Source organism: Acidothermus cellulolyticus 11B (genome assembly GCF_000015025.1).
GTDB classification, from domain to species: domain Bacteria; phylum Actinomycetota; class Actinomycetes; order Acidothermales; family Acidothermaceae; genus Acidothermus; species Acidothermus cellulolyticus.
This window is the reverse complement of sequence record NC_008578.1, coordinates 1,521,492-1,542,395: the sequence shown is the minus strand read 5'-3', so window position 1 is coordinate 1,542,395 and position 20,904 is coordinate 1,521,492. Positions and strand designations below refer to the sequence as shown.

The 20,904-nt window shown below is 67.7% G+C and carries 17 protein-coding genes and 4 tRNA genes; 8 read left to right on the top strand and 13 right to left on the bottom strand.

The features are described from left to right. Positions 1-97: 97 nt before the first annotated feature. The 4 genes from ACEL_RS07130 to hemQ are packed head-to-tail and all read left to right on the top strand — an operon-like array spanning position 98 to position 4,201. The gene (locus tag ACEL_RS07130) at positions 98-949 is read left to right on the top strand and encodes a DMT family transporter (RefSeq protein WP_011720218.1); all 852 of its coding nucleotides are present in this window, start codon (positions 98-100) and stop codon (positions 947-949) included. A 54-nt stretch (positions 950-1,003) separates the two neighbouring features. After that, positions 1,004-2,110: a uroporphyrinogen decarboxylase gene (hemE, locus tag ACEL_RS07125; RefSeq protein ID WP_011720217.1), complete on the top strand. Its 1,107-nt coding sequence runs from the start codon at positions 1,004-1,006 to the stop codon at positions 2,108-2,110. Beyond that, the gene (gene hemG, locus ACEL_RS07120; RefSeq protein WP_011720216.1) at positions 2,107-3,498 is read left to right on the top strand and encodes a protoporphyrinogen oxidase; all 1,392 of its coding nucleotides are present in this window, start codon (positions 2,107-2,109) and stop codon (positions 3,496-3,498) included. Before hemE ends, hemG begins: the two co-directional genes overlap by 4 nt. 10 nt (positions 3,499-3,508) lie before the next feature. Beyond that, a complete protein-coding gene (gene hemQ / locus ACEL_RS07115; protein WP_011720215.1) occupies positions 3,509-4,201 on the top strand; it encodes a hydrogen peroxide-dependent heme synthase in 693 nt (230 codons plus the stop codon). Positions 4,202-4,206: 5 nt separating this feature from the next. Here hemQ and msrB read toward each other — a convergent pair whose 3' ends face one another. Continuing rightward, positions 4,207-4,608 carry a peptide-methionine (R)-S-oxide reductase MsrB gene (gene msrB / locus ACEL_RS07110; protein WP_011720214.1) on the bottom strand — a complete coding sequence of 134 codons (402 nt, stop codon included), beginning with the start codon at positions 4,606-4,608 and terminating at the stop codon, positions 4,207-4,209. Between the two features lie 99 nt (positions 4,609-4,707). Between msrB and ligD the strand changes: the two genes are divergently transcribed. After that, the gene (gene ligD / locus ACEL_RS07105; protein WP_011720213.1) at positions 4,708-5,727 is read left to right on the top strand and encodes a non-homologous end-joining DNA ligase; all 1,020 of its coding nucleotides are present in this window, start codon (positions 4,708-4,710) and stop codon (positions 5,725-5,727) included. A 44-nt stretch (positions 5,728-5,771) separates the two neighbouring features. Here ligD and ACEL_RS07100 read toward each other — a convergent pair whose 3' ends face one another. Genes ACEL_RS07100 through glgX form a run of 6 tightly spaced genes read right to left on the bottom strand, consistent with a single transcriptional unit; the run spans position 5,772 to position 14,883 of the window. Then, positions 5,772-6,812: an ROK family protein gene (locus tag ACEL_RS07100; RefSeq protein WP_011720212.1), complete on the bottom strand. Its 1,041-nt coding sequence runs from the start codon at positions 6,810-6,812 to the stop codon at positions 5,772-5,774. Positions 6,813-6,854: 42 nt separating this feature from the next. Continuing rightward, on the bottom strand, positions 6,855-7,937 hold the full coding sequence (locus ACEL_RS07095) for an ATP-dependent DNA ligase (protein WP_011720211.1): 1,083 nt from the start codon (positions 7,935-7,937) through the stop codon (positions 6,855-6,857). Next, positions 7,934-8,683: a pyrimidine reductase family protein gene (locus ACEL_RS07090; protein ID WP_011720210.1), complete on the bottom strand. Its 750-nt coding sequence runs from the start codon at positions 8,681-8,683 to the stop codon at positions 7,934-7,936. The genes ACEL_RS07095 and ACEL_RS07090 overlap by 4 nt, the downstream gene beginning before the upstream one ends. Next, positions 8,683-10,416 (bottom strand): malto-oligosyltrehalose trehalohydrolase, encoded by a 1,734-nt coding sequence (gene treZ, locus ACEL_RS07085; RefSeq protein WP_011720209.1) that lies wholly within the window; start codon positions 10,414-10,416, stop codon positions 8,683-8,685. Before treZ ends, ACEL_RS07090 begins: the two co-directional genes overlap by 1 nt. Further along, on the bottom strand, positions 10,413-12,755 hold the full coding sequence (treY, locus tag ACEL_RS07080) for a malto-oligosyltrehalose synthase (RefSeq protein WP_011720208.1): 2,343 nt from the start codon (positions 12,753-12,755) through the stop codon (positions 10,413-10,415). Before treY ends, treZ begins: the two co-directional genes overlap by 4 nt. Beyond that, positions 12,745-14,883: a glycogen debranching protein GlgX gene (glgX, locus tag ACEL_RS07075; RefSeq protein ID WP_011720207.1), complete on the bottom strand. Its 2,139-nt coding sequence runs from the start codon at positions 14,881-14,883 to the stop codon at positions 12,745-12,747. The genes treY and glgX overlap by 11 nt, the downstream gene beginning before the upstream one ends. Positions 14,884-15,173: 290 nt before the next feature. On the opposite strand from glgX, the gene ACEL_RS07070 reads away from it, so the two are divergent. Both ACEL_RS07070 and ACEL_RS07065 read left to right on the top strand, forming a co-directional pair. Next, the gene (locus ACEL_RS07070; RefSeq protein ID WP_011720206.1) at positions 15,174-16,742 is read left to right on the top strand and encodes a L,D-transpeptidase; all 1,569 of its coding nucleotides are present in this window, start codon (positions 15,174-15,176) and stop codon (positions 16,740-16,742) included. Positions 16,743-16,837: 95 nt separating this feature from the next. Next, the gene (locus ACEL_RS07065; protein WP_011720205.1) at positions 16,838-17,140 is read left to right on the top strand and encodes a DUF3303 domain-containing protein; all 303 of its coding nucleotides are present in this window, start codon (positions 16,838-16,840) and stop codon (positions 17,138-17,140) included. Between the two features lie 181 nt (positions 17,141-17,321). Here ACEL_RS07065 and ACEL_RS07060 read toward each other — a convergent pair. The 4 genes from ACEL_RS07060 to ACEL_RS07045 all read right to left on the bottom strand — a co-directional run bounded on the left by ACEL_RS07060 (position 17,322) and on the right by ACEL_RS07045 (position 18,352). Then, positions 17,322-17,396 (bottom strand) — tRNA-Val (locus ACEL_RS07060). Positions 17,397-17,441: 45 nt separating this feature from the next. After that, positions 17,442-17,513, bottom strand: a tRNA-Cys gene (locus ACEL_RS07055). A gap of 48 nt (positions 17,514-17,561) precedes the next feature. Next, positions 17,562-17,634, bottom strand: a tRNA-Gly gene (locus tag ACEL_RS07050). A 331-nt stretch (positions 17,635-17,965) separates the two neighbouring features. Next, positions 17,966-18,352, bottom strand: a complete 387-nt coding sequence (locus tag ACEL_RS07045; RefSeq protein WP_011720204.1) for an SsgA family sporulation/cell division regulator — start codon at positions 18,350-18,352, stop codon at positions 17,966-17,968. 323 nt (positions 18,353-18,675) lie between these two features. Between ACEL_RS07045 and ACEL_RS07040 the strand changes: the two genes are divergently transcribed. Next, a tRNA-Val gene (locus ACEL_RS07040) sits at positions 18,676-18,747 on the top strand. A gap of 62 nt (positions 18,748-18,809) precedes the next feature. Here ACEL_RS07040 and ACEL_RS07035 read toward each other — a convergent pair. After that, positions 18,810-19,679, bottom strand: coding sequence for an ABC transporter permease (locus ACEL_RS07035; RefSeq protein WP_011720203.1), 870 nt, complete (start codon positions 19,677-19,679; stop codon positions 18,810-18,812). Beyond that, positions 19,676-20,440 carry an ABC transporter ATP-binding protein gene (locus ACEL_RS07030; RefSeq protein WP_011720202.1) on the bottom strand — a complete coding sequence of 255 codons (765 nt, stop codon included), beginning with the start codon at positions 20,438-20,440 and terminating at the stop codon, positions 19,676-19,678. Before ACEL_RS07030 ends, ACEL_RS07035 begins: the two co-directional genes overlap by 4 nt. Positions 20,441-20,904 lie beyond the last annotated feature (464 nt).

The window sequence follows — 20,904 nt, the reverse complement described above, 5'->3', positions numbered from 1 at the left end:
CCGGCCCGCTGCGCCGTCCCAGCCCTGACGAGCCTCGATCGTGGGTTCCGTCACCACCGGTGGCGTGACGGGCGACCTGCTCTGACAGGCTTGCACCATGGCGGCTTTTCTCGCGCTCTTCGCCAGTGTCACGTGGGGATGCTCCGATTACGTCGGCGGAGTGGTGAGCCGCCGGCATCAGCCGCTGGTGGTCGTCGCGCTGGCGTACGCGATCGGCGCCGCCGTCTTGCTGCCGATCGCCGCCGCTTCCGGCGCATTCACCAGCCCGCTTGGCTATCTCCCGTGGGCGTTGGCCGCCGGCGTGGTCGGGCTGCTCGGGCTTGGCGCGTTCTACCGGGCGCTGGCCACCGGGACGATGGGTGTGGTTGCCCCGATTGCCGGCGCGGGTGCTGGCATCCCGGTCATTGTGGGTATTGCGCGCGGCGAAGCGCCGTCGGCGGCTCAGATTCTCGGGATTGCCGCAGCGGTGGTCGGTGTGATCCTCGCCGGGGGTCCGGAGCTGCGGAGCGGGGGGACGCGCAGGCCGATTCTGCTGGCCGCACTGGCCGGCGGATGCTTCGGCACGGTGTTCGTTCTCCTTGCCGGCGGGGCGAAAACCAGCGTCGTGATGACGCTGCTCATCATGCGCCTCACCAGCGTCGTTCTCTTTCTCGCTGGTGTTGGGTTTTTCCGTGTGCGGTCACGCAGGCCGCGGATGCCGGTGCGCGGGTGGCCGATGGGGGACGTCACCCGCGTTCTGTTTGTCGGATGCGCGGATGTCGCGGGGAACGGCCTGTACGCCGTGGCAAGCCGTTCCGGGCTGATGAGCGTCGTCGCCGTTCTCGCGTCGCTGTACCCGGCGGTTACCGTGCTGCTCGCCCGGTTCCTGGACGGCGAACGGCTGCGTCACATCCAGACGACCGGCATTGTCCTGGTGTTGGCCGGAATCCCGCTGCTTGCCGCGGGATGATCCGCGTGGTTCCCATCGGCGGGCGGCTGCCACGGCCCGTGCGACGATGGGTCCGTGGCTGACGTCCTCCCCCGCAGCGACGGCGCATTGCTCCGGGTCTGTCGTGGCGAACCGGCGCCGGTGACACCGGTCTGGTTCATGCGGCAGGCCGGTCGCGCCCTGCCGGAGTACCGAGCCGCCCGGGGGGAGACTCCCATGCTGCAGGCCTGCCTCGACCGCGACCTGATTGTCGAGCTCACCCTCCAGCCCGTTCGCCGATACCGAGTCGACGCCGCCATCCTCTTCAGCGACATCACCGTGCCGTTGGCGTTGAGCGGTGTTTCCCTGCGCATCGAGCCCGGAGTCGGCCCGGTGTTCGACCAACCGGTCCGCAGGGCGGCGGACGTCGCTCGAATCCGCCCGTTGGACCGCGGGTCGATGACACCGATCGTCGAGGCGGTGCGTCTTCTCGTCGGCGAGCTTGCCGGAATTCCGTTGATCGGATTCGCCGGCGCGCCGTTCACCCTTGCCAGCTATCTTGTCGAGGGCGGCCCGTCCCGGGACCACGCGGTGACCAAGGCCCTCATGTACTCGGATCCGGCGACGTGGCATGCCCTGTTGGACCGGCTTGCTGATATCTCCCGCGAATTTCTCCTCGCGCAAATCGACGCGGGTGTGAGCGTCGTCCAGGTATTCGATTCCTGGGCCGGTGCACTGCACCCCGACGATTACCGCCGCTACGTCGCGCCGCACAGCGGGAAACTCCTCGCCGGCCTGCCCGTGCCGCGCATCCATTTCGGCGTCGGAACCGGAGAATTGCTGCCGCAATTTAGGGCGGTGGGTGCGGACGTCGTCGGCGTGGACTGGCGGGTTCCCCTCGACGTTGCGGCCCGGCGCATCGGCGCGGACGCCGTCGTCCAGGGAAACCTTGACCCGGCCGTTGTCTTTGCGCCGTGGCCGGTGCTGGAAGCCGCGGTCCGTGACGTGCTCATCCGTGGTCGGGCCGCCCGCGGTCACATCTTCAATCTCGGGCACGGGGTGCTCCCGTCCACTGACCCCGGGGTGCTTGCCGCGATCGTCGACTTCGTGCACGCGTGGAGTGCTGACCGGTCCGCGCGCGGGGTGCCGACTGCGGTGGATCGGTTCGGGTCGGAACATCCTGCGGCGGAGGCGGCCGGGTGACCGCGCGGATCGTCGTCGTCGGCGGCGGCATCGCCGGGCTGAGCGCAGCCTTCTACGCCCGGCGCCGCGGATTCTCCGTCACCGTCCTGGAAGGGTCGAAACGGTTCGGCGGCAAGCTGCTCCGCGCCGAGGTGGCCGGTGTGAGCACGGACCTTGGGGCTGAGGCGTTGCTGGCACGGCGTCCGGAAGCGGTCGATCTCGCGCGCGAGGTGGGTCTTGGTGGCGAGCTCGTTCCGCCGGCGACCACCCAGGCTGCGGTCTACTCCCGTGGCCGGCTCCGGCCGCTACCGGCCGGCCATGTCATGGGCGTGCCGCGGAGCCTTCGCAGCCTTGCCGCTACCGGGATCGTGCCGCCGACCGCCGTCCTGCGGGCAGCCGCCGACCTCCTCCTGCCCCCGACTCCGGTCGGTGACGACGTCCCCGTCGCCCGCGGGATCGGGATCCGGCTCGGCCGTGGTGTCGTCGACCGGCTGGTTGAACCGCTCCTCGGCGGGGTGTACGCCGGGCGTGCCGACCGGCTCTCCCTGCGGGCCACCCTGCCGCAGCTGGTCGACGTCCTCGATCGCGGCTCGCTCCTGCGCGGCCTGCGGGACCTGCCGCCGCCGGGTGGCGCCGACCCAGTCTTCGCCGGGATTCCCGGCGGCGTGGCCCGGCTCGGCGAGGCGCTCGTCGACGTGTTGCGCGCGGACGGCGTCGAGCTGCGGACCTCGGCGATGGTCCGGGTGTTGCGGCGCACGCCGACGGGTTGGCGGTGCGACGTCGGGCCGGCGAGCGCGCCGGAGGCGGTGGACGCGGATGGCGTGGTGGTTGCCGTGCCGGCGCCGGCGGCCGCCCGGATGCTCGGGCCGGAGGCCGGGGGTCTTGCGGCTGAACTGGCCGGGATTGAGTACGCCAGCGTCGCCGTCGTCACGCTGGCCTTCCCGGCGGATCAGGTGAATCTGCCTGCCGGAAGCGGATTCTTGGTTCCGGCGGTGGAACGGCGGCTCGTCAAGGCGGCCACGTTCTCGTCAGTGAAATGGCCCTGGTACGCCGGTTCGGACGTTGCCGTCGTCCGCTGTTCGATCGGCCGGTTCGGTGACACCGCCGACCTGCAGCGTGACGACGCCGAGCTCGTCGCCGGCGTGCTCGCTGACCTGGGCGCGATCGTTAGGCTGCGGGCGCAACCGATCGATTCGATCGTCACCCGGTGGGCCGGCGCACTCCCGCAGTACGACGTCGGCCATGCCGCCCGTGTCGCCCGCATCCGCAGCGCCGCGGCTCGGCTGCCCGGTTTTGCGCTCTGCGGCGCGGCGTATGACGGTGTCGGCATTCCGGCGTGCATCGCGGGCGCGCAGCGGGCGGTGGCGTCGCTGACCGGGCCGCGGTCGGTGTCGCGAACGGCTGGATGAGAATGGGCCTGTGACAGCCCAGCAGAGCACAGCAGACCAGCAGACAACGTATGTGATGTACGCCGTGCTTCGCGGCCGCCCGGGCGCCCTGGCCGACCTGGATCGATCGCATGTCTCGGCGGAAGTGGAGAATCTGCTCGCGGAGGCGGCCGGCAAAGGGGTCACCACCCGCGGTGTGTACGACATCAGCGGTTTCCGGGCCGACGCTGACGTGCTCATCTGGTGGATCGGCGGCGAGGCGGAGGCGTTGCAGGACGCCTACCAACGGTTGCGCCGGACGGCGTTCGGCCAGGCGTGCGAACCGGCATGGACGGCGATCGGCGTGCATCGGGAGGCCGAATTCAACAAGGCGCATATTCCGGCCTTTCTTGCCGGTGAGGCGCCCAAGAAATATGTCTGCGTCTACCCGTACAACCGCGACCACGAATGGTATCTGCTGCCGGCGGCGTACCGGGCGGACATGCTCGCCGAACATGGCCGGATGGGCCGGGAGTACCCGGACGTGCTGGCGAACACGGTGGCCGCATTTGCACTGGGCGATTACGAATTCCTGCTTGCATTCGAGGCGGATGAGCTGCACCGGATCGTGGATCTCATGCGCCGGCTGCGTGAGGCCCGGGCGCGCCGGCACACCCGGTTGGAAACACCGTTCTTCACCGGTCCCCGGCGTCCGGTGGCGGAAATCATCGCCGCGTTGCCGTAATGCGGTCAATCCTCCGGGACGAGGCGCAGCGCGATGGAGTTGATGCAGTAACGGTCGTCGGTCGGCGTCGGATAACCCTCGCCGTGGAAGACGTGACCGAGATGAGACCCGCAGCGCCGGCAGCGGACCTCGGTCCGGATCATGCCGTGGCTGTGGTCGGGTAACAGTTCGACGGCGTCGGTGTCCTGCGGCGCGTAGAACGACGGCCACCCGCAGTGGGAGTCGAATTTCGTTTCGCTGCGGAACAATTCGGCACCGCACGCCCGGCAGACGTAGACACCGGGTGTCGTCGTGTTCACGTACTCGCCGCTGAACGGCGGCTCGGTGGCCGCCTCGCGCAGGACGGCATATTCCGCGGGGCTGAGCTGAGCGCGCCACTCGGCCTCGGAGCGGATGATGCGTTCCACACCCCGACCCTACCGCGTCCGGCACTGTGACACCCCGCGCGGCGACCGCGGCCTGCGTCTCCCGGTGCTGCGGTAGGCCGCCGAGGGTACCGTCAGCTCATGAGTGACGCGGTGGAGCTCACCGTAGGCGGCCGGACCGTACGGATATCCCATCCCGGCAAGCTGTATTTTCCGGCGCTCGGCGCGACCAAGCTCGACCTTGTCCGGTATTACCTCGCCGTCGGCGACGGCATCGTGCGGGCGTTGTACGAACGGCCTTGCACGTTGCAGCGCTTTCCGGACGGCGTTGACGGAAAGATGATTTTCCAGAAGCGGGTCCCGGCGTCACGCCCCGACTGGATTCAAACCGCCAGAGTGCAGTTTCCGAGCGGCCGGCAAGCGGACGAATTGTGCGTTATCGATTTCGCTGCCGTGATTTGGGCGGTCAATATGGGGACGATCGTCTTTCATCCGTGGCCGTCACGGCGTCCCGACACCGAGCATCCGGACGAGCTCCGCATCGACCTTGACCCACAGCCGGGTACGGGATTCGCCGAGGTGCGTGCGGTCGGGCGACTGGTTCATGAGCTGCTCGATGAACTCGGGTACCGGGGTTTTCCCAAGACGTCCGGCGGTCGCGGCCTGCACGTCTTGGTGCGGATTCGGCCGGAGTGGGATTTCGTCGCGGTACGACGCGCCGCGCTTGCGTTCGCACGGGAAATCGAACGACGTGCACCGCAGCTGGCGACAAGCGCGTGGTGGAAAGAGGAGCGCGGCGCGAGAATCTTCCTGGATTTCAACCAGAATGCGCGGGACCGCACCATCGCCGCCGCCTACAGCGTGCGGGCCAATCCGCGCGCCACCGTGTCAACACCCATCAGCTGGGCGGAGCTGGACGACGCCGAACCGGACGATTTCACCATCGCGACCGTTCCCGAGCGGTTCGCGGCCATTGGCGACCTGCACCGGACGATCGACGACATTGCCCATGACCTCTCGCCGTTGTTGGAGATGGCCGACCGCGATGTCCGCGACCGCGGCCTCGGTGACGCCCCTTATCCGCCGAATTTCCCGAAAATGCCGGGGGAACCGGTGCGTGTCCAGCCAAGCCGGGCCCGCGGCGCCCGGCCGGTCCACTAGCCGGCCCAGAGGCGGAGATCCGACCCAGGATCGGCGGCGGCGGGTCAGCGGCCGGCGAGGACGGCGTCCCGCGCCGCCATGGCGACCCCGCGGGCCCCTGCCATGTCCAGGTCGGGGGTGAGCGCGAAGGCGGCCGTCTCCTGCTGCTCGGGACGGAGCCGGGTCTCCGCCCTGACCTGGGCGAGGAACCATTCACGGAACTGTTCGGTGGCCTGGACGACGCCGCCACCGATAAAGTAGGCGTCCGGGTCGATGACGTTCGCCAGGATGGTGAAGAGCCGGCCGATCGCCGCCGCCTGCTGCCGGAAGATATCGAGCGCCAACGGATCCCCCTGCTCGGCAAGGCGGCGGACTTCACGGGCCGCCTGTCGGATCGGCAGGGCGGCCAGGGCGTGGCCGGGGTACCGGGAGAGCCAGAACGGCAGCAGGTTCCGCTCGATGGCGCTGAGGCTGGCGATGCTCTCGGCGTCCGCACGAAAGCCGCAGTTGCACCGGGGTACCGGTTGGCCGTCGGCCAGAATGCCGTCGAGCGGAATGTGGACGTGGCCGAGTTCGCCGGCCATCCCGGCGGCTCCACGGATCACCGCCCCGGAGACGATGATCCCGCCGCCCAGACCGGTGCCGACGATGGCCGAGACCGACGATCGGATCGGCGCCTCGTCACCGAAGAACATGCGGTGCGCGTATAGCGCCGCGGCATTGCCGTCATTGTGATAAATCACTGGGACGCCGAGAAGCTTCTCGAGTTCGCCGCGAAAATCGAATCCCCGCCAATCCGGATGACCGAAATTCGTTGCCCCGACCCGGGAAATCACGCCGTCGGCGCTTGCCGGGCCTGGGCTGTCCAGGCCGACTGCGCGGACCTGCCCCTCCGAACAGCCGGTCCGGGCGAGAATGTCGTGGTACGCCGCCAGCAGGGCCTGCAGCGCAGCCGTCGGTCCCTCCGTCACCCGGCTTGGACTCTCCACCAGGGCGTCCACCAGGAACCGGCCGTCGCCCGTGAGGACAGTTGCGTTGTTGGCCGTGCCCCCGTTGTCGAGGCCGACGACGACCCAGTCGCCGGCTGGCTGCGGTGGGGGGGTCATGGCGGTCCCTTCGCGGCGCTCAGCAGGTGATTCGCGGCGATTCTATGGCCCAGCCGGCTGGGGCCGCGGCCGGCATCGGTCTGCAGGCGGGAGATCGAGGGCCGCGGCGAGGTCGATCGGTTCGGGCGCCTCGAATTGGTCGAAACGGCAGGATTCCGGGGTCCGGTCCGGCCGCCAGCGCCGAAACTGCGCGGTGTGACGGAACCGGGCGCCGTCCAGAAAGTCGTAGGCCACCTCACAGACCCGCTCCGGCCGCAGCGGAACCCAGTCCAGGTTCTCTCCGGAGTTCCATCGATTCGGCGTACCCGGTACCCGGCCGTGCCCTGCTCCCCAGGGGTGATCGGTGATCTCGGTGACCAGCGGCGACAGTTCCGTGGCGAGTGCCGTCCGGGAGGAGGCGGCGAATGCGCCGCAGACCCCCACGTACTGCAGGACCCCGGCGTCGTCATACAGCCCGAGCAGGAGCGACCCGACACCACTGCCGCCGCGATACGGCCGCATGCCGGCGACCACGCAGTCGGCGGTTCGCTCGTGTTTGATTTTCACCATCACCCGTTTCCCCGGCTGGTAACGCAGGTCGAAGGGTTTGGCGACGATGCCGTCAAGGCCGGCGCCTTCCAGCGCGGCGAACCAGTACGCCGCCCGGGCGTGGTCGTCAGTGGCCGGAGTGAGCAGGAAGGGAAACCCGCTGCCGGCAAGGAGCTCCACGAGCCGGGCCCGCCGCTCATGAAAGGTCCGCGTGAGCATCGCCGTATCAGCTGTCGCGAGCAAGTCGAAGACGACGACGACCGCGGGGGAGGCATCGGCGAGCGCCCGGATTCGGGAAGCCGCCGGATGGATGCGTTGTTGCAGCGTGCCGAAATCGACCCGGCCGTCGGTCAGGACGACGATTTCCCCGTCAATGACGCATCGGGCCGGCAATTCCCGGCGTGCGCCGTCCGCGAGCTCGGGAAAATATCGCTCCAGGGGTCGGCCGGTACGGCTGCCGAACACCACCTCGTCGCCGTCCCGGAAAATGATGCACCGAAAGCCGTCCCATTTCGGTTCGTAATGCATGCCCGGTGGAATGCTCGGGGCAAGGCGGGCGAGCATCGGCTCGACCGGCGGTGAGACCGGAAGATTCACGGCCGGTTCCTCTCCCGGTCACGGCGTCGGACGTAGCGGGTGTACAGCAGCCCGTCGGCGTCCATCAGCAGGTGCGCGAGCCGCATCCGACGCGGTGTGATGGCGGTACCGTCGAGAATTCGCGGCGCGGAACCGGCGACGAGGAGCGGGGAGATGGTCAGGCAGAGCTCGTCGAGCAGGTCCTCGGCGGCAAGGGCTGCGAGAAGGCGGGGCCCGCCCTCGCAGAGCAACCGCCGGTGACCGCGGTCGGCCAATTCGCGAACGGCGTGGTGCAGATCGACGGTTTCGTCGCCGGCAACGACGATGTCGGCGACGTCGGCGAGCTGGTGCCGGGCCCGTGCTGGCGCGGATGTGCACGTGATGACCAGGGGTCGTGCTCCAGAGGTGAAGAGCCGGCCCGTGACATCGAGCCGCAGCGTGCGGGAGACGATCGCGGTCACTGGAGAAGGCCGGTCACGGCGTAAAGAAGCGAATTCCTCCCGAATCTGGATCGGCCGGTACCCTTCAATCTCTGCGGTCGCCGCACCGACGAGGACGACGTCCGCCAGTGCGCGCAGCAGGGCGAGCATCCACTGGTCGGCGGTATTTCCCAGCGGCCCGGCACGACCATCAACGGTGGCCGCGCCGTCCAGGCTGGCAATCATATTGCCGCGCAGCCACCGCTCGTCGGGGTACGCGTAGCAGGCAGGGACGTCGGGCACGTCATCGGACGCCGGGTAGAGCTGACGGAATTGCGGCGCGGACATCACGGCATTTCTCCCCGCTGGGTGGTGCGGGCAATCGCAACCGCAAGCGGCGGCAGGTGAAGGTCCGCCCCGGTCGCGTCGACGTCGCCGGATGACAGGAGAACGTCGCGTACCGGAAGCGCGATCCGCATGGGCTTGTCGCCGAGATTGACGGCGACGACGATGTCACCGCGCTGGATGCGCAGGATCTGGGTCGCCCCGTCCCAGGATGCGTCGGCGAAGTGCGGATCGCGGAGTGCCGGCTCGGCGCGGCGCAGCGCAATGAGCGTCCGGTACCACTCCAGCATCTCGCGATGCGAGGTATCGGCCAGCTCCGACCAGTTCAGGATGCTGCGGTGAAAAGTCTCCGGATCCTGCGGATCCGGGACGTCATCCGGCGACCAACCGAATGCGGCGAATTCCGCCCGGCGTCCCTCCCGGACCGCCCGGGCCAGATTCGGATCCTGGTGGTCGGTGAAGTACTGCCATGGGGTGCCGGCCGCCCACTCTTCACCCATGAAAAGCATGGGAGTGAACGGTGCGGTGAGGACGAGTGCGGCGGCGATCCGCGCCCGCTCGACCGATACAAGATGGCACAATCGTTCACCGCGCGCCCGGTTGCCAACCTGGTCGTGTGTCTGGGCATACCCGAGGAGCTGGTGCGCGGACGTGTCCGGCGGGAGCGGCCGACCGTGCCGCCGTCGTCGATAGGGGGAGTACTGCCCGGTGTAGACGTAGCCGTGCGTCAGGGCCGCCGCGACGTCGGCGGGTCCGCGGAAATCCCCGTAGTAACCGCTGGTCTCACCGGTGAGCGTGACGTGCAGCGCATGGTGAAAATCGTCACTCCACTGCGCGTCCAGGCCGTATCCGCCGTCGCCGCGCGGTGTGAGGAGCCGGGGGTCGTTCCGGTCCGATTCGGCGATGAGCTGCAGCGGACGGCCGGATCGCTGCGCCGCACGGGAAACGTTGACGGCAAGCTCTTCGAGAATGTGGGTGGCCGAGAGGTCGACGATCGCGTGCACGGCGTCCAACCGGAGACCGTCGACACCGACGTCCTCCAACCACCACAACGCATTGTCGATGACATATCGCCGGACGTCGTCGGATTCGGCTGCGTCGACATTCAACGCTGGTCCCCACGGCGTCCGATACGTGTCGGTGAAATACGGCCCGAATCGTCCGAGCACATTGCCGTCCGGGCCGAGGTGGTTGTACACGACGTCGAGGACGACGGCGAGCCCCTTGGCGTGGCAGGCGTCGACGAAACGCCGCATCCCGGCGGGCCCGCCGTACGGTTCGTAAACGGCGAACGGGAACACCCCGTCGTACCCCCAGCCGTGGTGGCCGGGAAATGCCGCAACCGGAAGGATTTCCACCGTATCGACGCCGAGGTCGACGAGATAATCGAGACGCTCGACGGCGGCGTCGAATGTTCCCGCTTGTGTGAACGTGCCGATGTGCAATTCGTAAATAACGCTGCCGACGATCGGACGCCCGCGCCACGGCCGGGCCGGCGGCAGGTCCGGTACGCCGCTTGGGCCGTGCACGCCGTCGGGTTGCCACCGGGACCGTGGATCCGGCAACACGTCGTTGCCGTCGAGGCGGAAGCTGTACCGGTCCCCGGGCGAGAGAGCGTCGGCGGTCTCCCACCAGCCGTCGTCACGCCGCTGCATCGGCGTCACGGCCGGTTGCGGGTCGCGGAAAGTCACCAGCTCGACCTGGCTGACGTTCGGTGCCCAGACCCGGGGTCTCATGCCGTGACCTCCACTGCCGGGACGAGAAGCGCAACCGGGGCGGCGCCCAGCAGGCTCCCTACTGCGTGTTCTCCACCGTCACATTCCCGCCCGGAGAGCGCATCGACCCACGTTCCGGCGGGGATGTGCACCGTCGTCTCGCGCCAGCCGCCGGCGGCGCGAAGGCGTGCGGTGAGCCGTCCGGCCACTGTCACGACCGGACCGTCGCGGTGAAACGCGACCAGATGGTCGGCCGCCGGGCCGTCCGCGACGAGCGGATGGTAGCCGGTGAACCATTCCGGATGCCGTCGGCGAAGCCGCAACACGGTGGCCGTAAGCCGCACTTTCGGGTCGAGGAATTCGTCCAATGCCGCCCGGCACGCGGCAAAGTCCACCGGCGCCCGATTATCGGGGTCGACGAGCCGGAGCGAGGTGCGTTCACACCCTTGGTACACGTCCGGGACGCCGGGCATCGTGAGCTGGAGGAGTTTCTGGCTCAGGCTGTTGGCGCGCCCGTACGGGGCGAGCCGGTTGACGAATTCCTCGATGCGGCCGAGAAAATCGGCCGACGCGAAGACCGCGTCGAGGTATGACGCCACCGCGGATTCATACCGGGCATTCGGATGCTGCCATGAGGTGGCCCGTTTTGCTTCCCGGAGTGCCTTGCGCACGTAGGTTGCGGTGCGACGCAGGTCGAGCGGCCACGCGCCGACCAAGGTCTGGACGACGAGGTATGCGGCGTGCTCGTCGGGGCAGCCCAACGCGGTTGAGAGCGTGCTGAGCCGGCGGACACAGGTGTCCCACTCCTCGGGAAGCTCGGAGAGGACGGCGAGCCGGGCCCGGACATCCTCCGACCGCTTGGTGTCGTGCGTCGAGAGCGTCGTCATCGTCGTCGGATGGTGCGCTTCCAGCCGGGCCATGAAGTCGTGGAATTCGGCGACCGAGCAACTCGGACGACGTGGATCGCACCCCACCTCGTTCACGGCGAGGAGAGCGATGTCCCGGTAGAAGGCGGTGTCTTCCACGCCCTTGGCGTAAACCCCGGCGGCAAGCTGACCAAAACGCGCCCCGACCGGCCGGCCGTCGCGGACCGCCGCCGCCAGGAACCGGGCGCAGTCCGCCGCATCAGCGTGTGCGCCCACCGCTTGACGGACCGCGGCGTGCAGCGCTGTCATGCTGGTCGGGTCGCTCGGATAGGGCCGGTACACGGGCAGGTCCAGGAGGATCCGGTGCAGGAGGTCCCGCGCGACGGCAGGCGCACAGCCGGCTTCACCGGAGAGCGCGTCGGCCAATCGCTCGATATCGCCGGCAAAAGCCGCAAGCGCCGCCCGTTTGCTCTCGGTGACGACCTCGGTGCGTTCGGCCGTCATGTGCGCAAGGTCGGCGTAGCACCGGCGAATCCGCCGATAACCGTCGGGATCGATGAGCAGGCCGTTCAGCACCGCCAGGGCGTCGTATCCGGTGGTCCCGGCGATCGGCCAGTCGGCCGGGAGTTCTTCGTTCAGCGTGAGGATTTTCTCGGCCACGACCCAGTCCACTCCGGTCACGTTCTGCAGTCGCCGGAGGTATCCGGCCGGATCGTGCAGCCCGTCGATGTGGTCGATGCGGAGCCCGTCAATCAGCTCGCGGCAGGCGAGGTCGACGATGACGGCGTGCGTCGCATCCCACACCGTTGGATCGTCCACCCGGACGGCGATCAGCTGATCGATGTCCACGAAGCGCCGGTAATTCCGCTCCTGCGGGCCGGCGCGCCAGTCGATGAGCCGGTAATGCTGACGGTCCAGCGCCTCGGCAACGGGCAACTGTTCGGTGCCGGCGGCAAGGGGGAACCGATGGTCATAGTAGGCGAGCATTGCGCCGTGCTCGTCGTCGGTGACGACCGAGAAATGACCGAGGTTCTCGGTCAATGGCCCGTCGAGGAACGGTAAGACGATCCGGCCGTCGCCGGCGTCCCAGTCGATGTCAAACCATGCCGCGAACGGCGAGTGCCGGCCTTCCCGCAGCACCGACCAGAACGCGGGATTTTGCCACTCCGGCACCGGAATCGCCAGGTGGTTTGGCACGATGTCCACCACGATCCCGACGCCGGCCGCGGCGAGCGCCTCGCGCATCGCGGTGAATGCGGCCTCGCCGCCGAACTCCTGACGCAATCGGGTCGGATCGATGACGTCGTACCCGTGCGTGGAACCGGGTACCGCCTCCAAGACCGGGGAGAGGTAGACGTGGCTGACACCGAGGTCGGCAAAATATGAAGCCAGCGCGGCGACGTCGGCGAACCCGAAATCCGGCCGCAGCTGAATCCGGTAGGTGGCGGTGGGGGTCCGACCGCGACGACGTGTCGAATCGGCGTTAGAGGACACGGCGCAGCACCAGAACGCATCGAGCCGGCACGGTGACCGCCGCCTGTGCCTTGTACGTCGGGGGATCGATGAGCAGGGGATCGGTGGTGTCGATGACGGCCTCCCATCGCTGGCCGTACTCCTCGTCGGGAAGGCGGAATTCGAGGTCGTTCGCGTCGGCGTTGAACAGCAACAGGAAGGAATCGTCCCGCACCGGCTGGCCGCGGCGGTCGGGTGACGGGATCGCATCGCCGTTGACGAAGACGGTCAGGCTCTTGGCATACCCGGTCTCCCAGTCCGTCTCGGTCATCAGCGCCGCGGCCGGGGTGAACCAGGCGATATCCGGCAGTGCCTCGCCGGCGACATGCGGAACCGGCTTGCCGTCGAAGAACCGCCGCCGGCGGAAGACCGGGTGTTCTTTCCGGAACGTGGTGAGCTTTCGGGTGAAGCTGAGTTGCACCTCGTGCTCGACTGCGAGCCGCCAATCCATCCAGGAGATTTCGTTGTCCTGGCAGTAGGCGTTGTTGTTGCCCCGTTGGGTTCGCCCGAACTCGTCCCCGTGCAGAATCATGGGAACGCCCTGCGAGAGCAGGAGCGTCGTGAGGAAATTGCGCTTTTGTTGCTCCCGAAGCGCGATGATGTGCACGTCGTCCGTGGGTCCTTCGACACCGCAGTTCCATGACCGATTGTCGTCGCTGCCGTCACGGTTTCCCTCACCGTTGGCCTCGTTGTGCTTCTCGTTGTACGAGACCAGGTCGTGCAAGGTGAAGCCGTCGTGGCAGGTGACGAAGTTGATGGACGCCATCGGACGGCGGCCCGAGCTCGCGTACAGGTCCGAGGAGCCGGTCAGCCGGGAGGCGAATTCACCGAGAGTCGCCGGCTCACCGCGCCAGAAATCCCGCACCGTGTCGCGGTATTTACCGTTCCACTCGCTCCACAGCGGCGGGAAATTGCCGACCTGGTAACCGCCCTCGCCGACGTCCCACGGCTCGGCGATGAGCTTGACCTGGCTCACCACCGGATCCTGCTGTACGAGGTCGAAGAAGGCCGAGAGCCGGTCGACGTCGTGCAATTCACGGGCCAACGCGGACGCAAGGTCGAACCGGAACCCGTCGACGTGCATCTCGAGAATCCAGTAACGGAGGGAATCCATGATGAGCTGCAAGGCATGCGGATTGCGGGCGTTGAAACTGTTACCGGTGCCGGTGTAGTCGACGTACCGGCTGGGATCGTCATCCGCCAGGCGGTAATACGCCGCGTTGTCCAGGCCGCGGAATGAGAGGGTAGGCCCGAGGTGATTGCCTTCAGCAGTGTGGTTATAGACGACGTCCAGGATCACCTCGATACCGGCTTCATGCAGGGCGCGGACCATGGCCTTGAACTCCTGCACCTGCTCGCCTCTACTGCCGGATGCGGAATATCCGTTGTGCGGGGCAAAGAAGCCGATCGTGTTGTATCCCCAGTAATTGCGCAGGCCGCGCTCCCGCAGCGCGGTATCGGTGACGAATTGATGCACCGGCATCAGCTCGACGGCCGTCACTCCCAGGGAAGACAGGTAGTCGAGCATCACCGGGTGCGCGAGCGCGGCGTACGTACCGCGCAAATGCTCGGGAATCTCCGGGTGCGTCATCGTCATGCCGCGCACGTGCGCCTCGTAAATGATCGACTCGTGGTACGGCGTGCGGAGCGGATGGTCATTGCGCCAGTCGAAGAACGGATTGATGACAACCGACTTCATCATGTGCGGCGCGGAGTCTTCATCGTTGCGGCTCGCCGGATCGCCGAATCGGTAACCGAAGAGCGATTCGTGACCGTCAATGTCCCCGTCGATGGCTTTGGCGTATGGGTCGAGGAGGAGTTTCGCCGGATTGCACCGCAGACCGCGGGCGGGGTCATAGGGGCCGTGCACGCGGAACCCGTACCGTGTCCCCGGGCCGATCCCCGGCAGGTAGCCGTGCCAGACGAATGCGTCGTACTCCGGGAGGGTGACCCGAGTCTCATTCCCGTCGTCGTCGAAGAGGCAGAGCTCGATCTGCTCGGCGACCTCGGAGAAAACGGCGAAGTTCGTGCCCGCCCCGTCATACGTGGCACCGAGCGGATACGGATCGCCCGGCCAGACCTCGAGGGATTGCGTCGTCGGTTCCGGCATCCGTCCGCGTCCTCCGATCGTGGTCTTTGTCATCCCCCGCGGTGTCGTCGGCCGGCGGGAGCCCGGCCCGAAGACACCAATCGCTTGTCCACCGTAACGTGGCCGCCCCGCGGGGCCGACGTAACGAATTGGACACGACGGGCAACCTTCCCCGCGGCCGGTCCGTCTCATGCAGTGCCGGCCGGCTTCGAGGATGTCCAGATTCGCCGGTGGTGATGCCGCAGCAACCGGTCGGCGTAGGCGAGACTGGAAGCCCTACGGTGTCCGGACAGCGATCGGAGTGCGCGCGAGTGACAGGGCAACCTCACGACGACGGCTGGGAGATCGGCGGAGGTGACCGCCGCATCCCCGCCGACGTGCTGCCCAAGCATCGCGCGCCGAGGTCGCGGGTTCGTCCCGCGTTGCGGCATGGCCTGCTCGGCTTGCTGGTTGCCGGCGGTCTGGCGATTGCGACCGCAGCTGCTCTCGGCGGGTGTCAGCAGCGGGCTCCCGCCGGCCTTGCCGCAGCGGGCGGCAACCAGACCAGCGCGCCGACGTCGCGGACGTCCGTGTCGGCCCTGCCGGTGGATTTCACCGTGTCGCCGGCGGACAAGGCGACCGGCGTCCCGCTGAACGCGGACGTGACGGTGAGCGTCCAGCACGGGTCGTTGACGCTCGTATCGGTGGCGGACGGCGCCGGTCACCGGCTGGATGGCGGCATGGACGCCGATCACCACACCTGGCGGAGCGCTGAGGCGCTGCAGCCCGGCACGACGTACCACGTGGTCGCCGAAGCGGAGGACGACGCCGGGCAGGCGGCGACGTTCAGCTCGACGTTCTCGACCATGCAGCCGTCGAAAGTTCTCGGGATGCGGATTGCCCCGCTGGAAGGGGAGACCGTCGGGGTCGGCATGCCGATCATTATTTACTTCACGGCGCCGGTGACGGACAAAGCGGCGGTCGAGCGGCACTTGTCTGTCGAGGCGTCGATGCCGGTTCTTGGTGCGTGGCACTGGTACGGCGACACCGAGGTGCACTACCGGCCGACGGTGTACTGGCCGGTCGGTGACCAGGTGACCTTGCACGCGGATCTCGCCGGAGTGGACGCCGGTCGCGGTGTGTGGGGCACCGAGAACCGCACGGTGCATTTCACGATCGGCGATTCGCACATCAGCGTGGTGGACGCCAGGACGCACATGATGACGGTGCGGATCAACGGCCAGGTGGCGCGGGTTATTCCGGTGAGCACGGGGCGGGACAAATACCCCACGACGTCTGGGGTGCACGTCGTTTTGGAGAAGGCACAAAAAGTCATCATGGACTCGGCGACCGTCGGGATTCCCAAGGGCGATCCGGATTATTACTACGAGGTCGTCTATTGGAATGTGCGGATTTCGTGGTCCGGGGAATTCGTGCACGCCGCGCCGTGGTCCGTCGCCGACCAGGGTCGGGTGAATGTCAGCCACGGCTGCGTCAACGTAAGCCCGGCGAACGCCGAGTGGTTCTACAACCTGTCCCAACGCGGTGACATCGTCCAAGTTGTGGGCACACCACGCGGGTTGGAGAGCGGCAACGGCTGGACCGACTGGAACATGCCGTGGAGTCAGTGGGTGGCGGGCAGTGCCTTGCCGGCGAATGAGAATCCGCGGCTCTCTGATGCGGACGTCGTCGCCGCGGAGGGGGACGGTTTCGGGTACTACAGCCCGACCCCAGGGGTGAGCAACAACCGGCACTGGGTGCCGCCGGCTCCGGCAACCCGACCGGCGACGCCGACGCCGAGTTCGACGCCGAGTCCTACGCCGAGTTCGCACGCCACCGGCAGTGCCAAGCCGACGCCCACGGTTTCCGCCGGCTCGCCCACGTCGTCGGGTAGCGGTTAGCCGGCGTGCGGTAGCGTCGATGTGCCGCAGTGCGGTAGCGACGTGCCGGTCGCGGTAACGTCGTTCGGCGCAGCCGAGCGAATGGGGAGGCTCGTATGGCACTTTTCGTCGTCATTCACCAACACGCGCCGGAGACGTGCCCGGCCCAGGATCCGGCGATGGGCTCGATGCTGCTCCAGCATTTGTCGACGGAGAACGCCGCCGGTTACGGCGTGACAATTCGGGCTGATGCGGTGGCGAACAACAAGCACACGTTCTATCTGATTGCCGAAGCGGCGCAGCAGGAGCAGATCGAGAAATTCATGACGCCGTTCGCCCAGGCCGGTTCCGTCGAGATCCTGCCCGCCTCGACCTGTGAAACAGTCGTCGCCAGCGGTGGATGCGCCAAGGTGGGATGAACGCGCCGGGTGAAAGACGTGGCGGTATGCTCGGCACGATTTGCGCGATGCTCAGCACACCGGGGCTGATCCGTCGCAGCCGAATATCTTAGCGAAGGCAGCAGTCATCACCTTTGCCAATTACGAAGCGGCGATGAGTAACGATGTCCGACTGCCTTTGACATCCGACGGCAGTCGGAAATGGTGGGCGCTGGCAGGATTGAACTGCCGACCTCTACCGTGTCAAGGTAGCGCTCTCCCACTGAGCTAAGCGCCCGACGCGTCCGCTCGGTTCCCGTGGGATCGGGCCGGCCGAGAGGTGAGGCGGAGGCGGGAATCGAACCCGCGTACAGGGCTTTGCAGGCCCTTGCCTAAGCCACTCGGCCACTCCGCCGGGGGGCCTGATCACATCCGGCCCTGCGACGCCGTCCGGGCGCCTCCGAGCGGACGACGGGACTCGAACCCGCGACCCTCACCTTGGCAAGGTGATGCTCTACCAACTGAGCCACGTCCGCGTTGGGGGCTTGCACCCCGTTGCGTTCTGCACTCTAACCGATTCGGCGGCGAGACGGAAACCGGCCCGCCCATCCTTACGGGTCGCGTCGCGCGCCGTGGCGCCGGGGCTCCCGGCGCGCCCCACGACAGCACCTGGGCGAGGTCACGACATGCGTCCCGGCCGAAGCCGGATGGGCTCACGACGTGCGGACCGTCCGAAGCCGGACGCGCTCACGACGTGCGGCGCGCCGCGTCCCGTCGCGTCCCGACAACAGCCAGGTCGCGTCCCGTCGCGTCCTGACCGCAGCCGGGCGAGGCCACGAAGCGCGTCCGGCCGCGTCCCGGACGGCGCTACGGGAGGAGCCGGGCGAGCTCCTTGTCGAGATCGACGCGCAGGTGCTCGGTCCCTCGCGGTACGACCCGCTCGGTATCCGCCATGAAACCCGCGATGGCTGATCGGGAAGCGGCAAGGAGCGCCTCGCCGCTCGGCGAACGCAGGGTGAGGAAAAGCTGGTCACCCTCCGGGCGAAGATGCACGTCACCGTCGCCGATCTCCATGTGCAGGCCGTCCGCCAAGAGATCGCGCCCGAGCACCCACGTTACGCCGGTGTCAAAGTGCACGGTGATCACGTAGGGGTCGGCTGGGTCGTAATGGAGTCGGGCGGTTATGACGCGGCTATCGCCGTCGAGGAGCAGGTGGAACTCGGTGACCTCGATGATGTGGACGGACGCGTTCATGATCGCCGTCCTTTCGACGGTGGCCGGGGTTCGACCTTCCGGACATTCCCTGTCCTGTGGTGATTATCACGCGACTGGCGCATCGTCGGTTCAGTTTCGCGTGGATTGCCTGGCCGATCTTGCGGTGCGCTGGCGAGTACGGCGGCTCTTGCCCCGGCTCGGGTCGTGGAGGCGCGCCTGCAGGTGTTACGTCCACCGGTGCGGGCGATCGGTGTTACGTCCACCGGTGCGCCTACGGGTGTCCCATCCACCGGCGCGGGCGTGTAAAGTAGCGCCTCGCCGGGAGATTGTGTCCGGGGCATTCGCCGCGGCCCGGTCGCGACGGGCGTATAGCTCAGCGGGAGAGCGCTGCCTTCACACGGCAGAGGTCCATGGTTCGAATCCATGTACGCCCACGGCACTCCCCGCCGGCCGTCCTCCGGCGCACCTTGCCGCCTGGCTCCCGGGGCTGGGCTGGCTAACGGGTACGACGACGCAGCGTCGCCGCGCCCAGCAGGAGCGCGACCACAGTGGCGCCGGCGATTATTCCGACGTCCCGCCAGAAAAGGCCGCTCGAATCGCCTGCCAGAGCGCGCACCACGGCGTCGTACACGTAGCTCAAGGGGAGGATGTCGGAGACTATTTCCAGGACGCGGGGAAACTCGTCCCGCGGCGCAAAGAGTCCGCCGAGAATGAGTTGCGGAAAGAGCAGCGCGGGCATGAATTGGACCGCCTGGAACTCCGTGCGCGCGAAGGCGCTGACGAAAAGTCCGAACGCCATGCCGAAGAGTGCGGCGAGAATCGCCAAGGCGGCAAGTGCCGTCGTGTGACCGTGGGTGTGTACGTCGAGAAGTCCGACGCCGATTGCCACGGCAACGACGGTTTGCACGACCGCAACGGCACCGAATGCAAGTGCGTACCCGGCAAGAATGTCGATTTTCGCGATGGGAAGTGTCATGAGCCGTTCGAGGGTTCCGGTCCGGCGCTCGCGGAGCATCGCGATGGACGTGACGACGAACATGATGACGAGTGGGAAAATCCCGAGCAGCGGCGCGCCGATGCGAGCAAAAATAGCTGGATGTGCGTCGTAGACGTACCGGAACAGGGCGAGGATTCCTGGTGGCATGACGAGTATCAGGGCAAGTGTCCGGTGGTCGCGCCGCAGCTGGTTGACCACCCGAATCGCCGTGGCCATTGCCGCCGCCGCGTGTGGACGTTCGCTGCGCCAGGCGGTGCGGAACCGACCGCCGACGCCGGCAAGGCTTCGGTTGTGCCCGGCTTCCGCTTTCGCCGCCGTACGTGTTCCGGTGGTTGACGTCTGTCGTCGGCGGATCGGGCGATTCGTCATGGGGTTGCTCCAGCGAGGGTGAGAAACGCGTCTTCGATGGTGGCGGCATGGGCACGTTCGCGAAGCTCCACGCCGGTTCCGGCGGCGAGTACCTGACCGTCGCGCAACAACATGAGGTCGTCGCAACGGTCCGCCTCGTCCATGACGTGGGTCGATACGAGCAGGGTGACGCCGTCGGCGGCCAGGTCGTGAAAGGTACGCCAGAGGCTGCGGCGCAGCAGTGGGTCGAGCCCGACCGTCGGTTCGTCAAGGACGAGGAGTTTCGGCCTGCCAAGAAGGGCGATTGCCAGCGAGGCCCGGGAGAGTTGACCGCCGGAGAGAGTGCCGGCGAGCTGGTGGGCTTGTGTCCGGAGGTCGACGAGCGTCAGGATGTCATCAATGCGGGTTTGGTCGACGTCGACGAGTCGAGCGAAATACCGCAGGTTCTCTGTAACGGTGAGGTCGGCATACACCGAGGGCGCCTGCGTCACATAACCAACGGCATGCCGCAGCTCCGGGGCGCCGGCCGGGCGTCCCAACACCCGCACCCCTCCGGCGGTGAACCGCTGGACGCCGACAATGACCCGCATGAGCGTGGTCTTACCGGCCCCGCTTGGCCCGAGCAAACCGGTGATCCGGCCGAAAGCCACCCGCGCGGTGATGCTGCGCAGAATATCTCGACTGCCGAACCGGACCGTCAGCTCGTCGATCTCGATGGCGTCGGCGGACGGGCCGGCCGAGTCCTTAAATTCATCGGCTGCTGAATTTGTCACGGTGTTCATTTTTGCCCGGCGTCGTGGGCGTGTCAAGTGCCGAGAGCGTCGGACGTGTCGGGCCGTAATACTGGCGCGAATCGCCCGTCGGCGTTGCTCCGGCCTGTCGGACCGCGATGGTGGGCGGGTCACGCGTCGGCGTTCATCCGGCGTGTCACGTCACAACCCCTACCGTGTCCTCGGACCGGCACTGACCAGGCGTATCGAGTCGTCGCGCACCGGATGCGTCAGCTCGCCCCGATACCACAGGCGGGGGGATTGCGATGGGATGTCGTACGCCGCGGACGGTGTGCAATACCGAGGGTGACAATGGCTGTGGCTCGGCCGGGCGGCCCCGGACATGCGCGGGTCATGGGACGGCGGTCGCGATCCGGCCTGTCGCGGTTCGCCGGTCCCGGGTGTGACCTGGCGGCACGGTGTTGGTGGCGATCCGGCCGTGGCGCGGTCGGCCGGTCCCGGATGTGACCGAGTGG

Excerpts from the sequence above, each read along its gene's own strand:
- ACEL_RS07130 (WP_011720218.1), top strand. The coding sequence starts at position 98 with ATGGCGGCTTTTCTCGCGCTCTTCGCCAGTGTCACGTGGGGATGCTCC.
- ligD (WP_011720213.1), top strand. The coding sequence starts at position 4,708 with ATGAGTGACGCGGTGGAGCTCACCGTAGGCGGCCGGACCGTACGGATA.
- ACEL_RS07100 (WP_011720212.1), bottom strand. The coding sequence starts at position 6,812 with ATGACCCCCCCACCGCAGCCAGCCGGCGACTGGGTCGTCGTCGGCCTC.
- ACEL_RS07090 (WP_011720210.1), bottom strand. The coding sequence starts at position 8,683 with ATGTCCGCGCCGCAATTCCGTCAGCTCTACCCGGCGTCCGATGACGTG.
- treZ (WP_011720209.1), bottom strand. The coding sequence starts at position 10,416 with ATGAGACCCCGGGTCTGGGCACCGAACGTCAGCCAGGTCGAGCTGGTG.
- glgX (WP_011720207.1), bottom strand. The coding sequence starts at position 14,883 with ATGCCGGAACCGACGACGCAATCCCTCGAGGTCTGGCCGGGCGATCCG.
- ACEL_RS07065 (WP_011720205.1), top strand. The coding sequence starts at position 16,838 with ATGGCACTTTTCGTCGTCATTCACCAACACGCGCCGGAGACGTGCCCG.
- ACEL_RS07045 (WP_011720204.1), bottom strand. The coding sequence starts at position 18,352 with ATGAACGCGTCCGTCCACATCATCGAGGTCACCGAGTTCCACCTGCTC.
- ACEL_RS07035 (WP_011720203.1), bottom strand. The coding sequence starts at position 19,679 with ATGACGAATCGCCCGATCCGCCGACGACAGACGTCAACCACCGGAACA.
- ACEL_RS07030 (WP_011720202.1), bottom strand. The coding sequence starts at position 20,440 with ATGAACACCGTGACAAATTCAGCAGCCGATGAATTTAAGGACTCGGCC.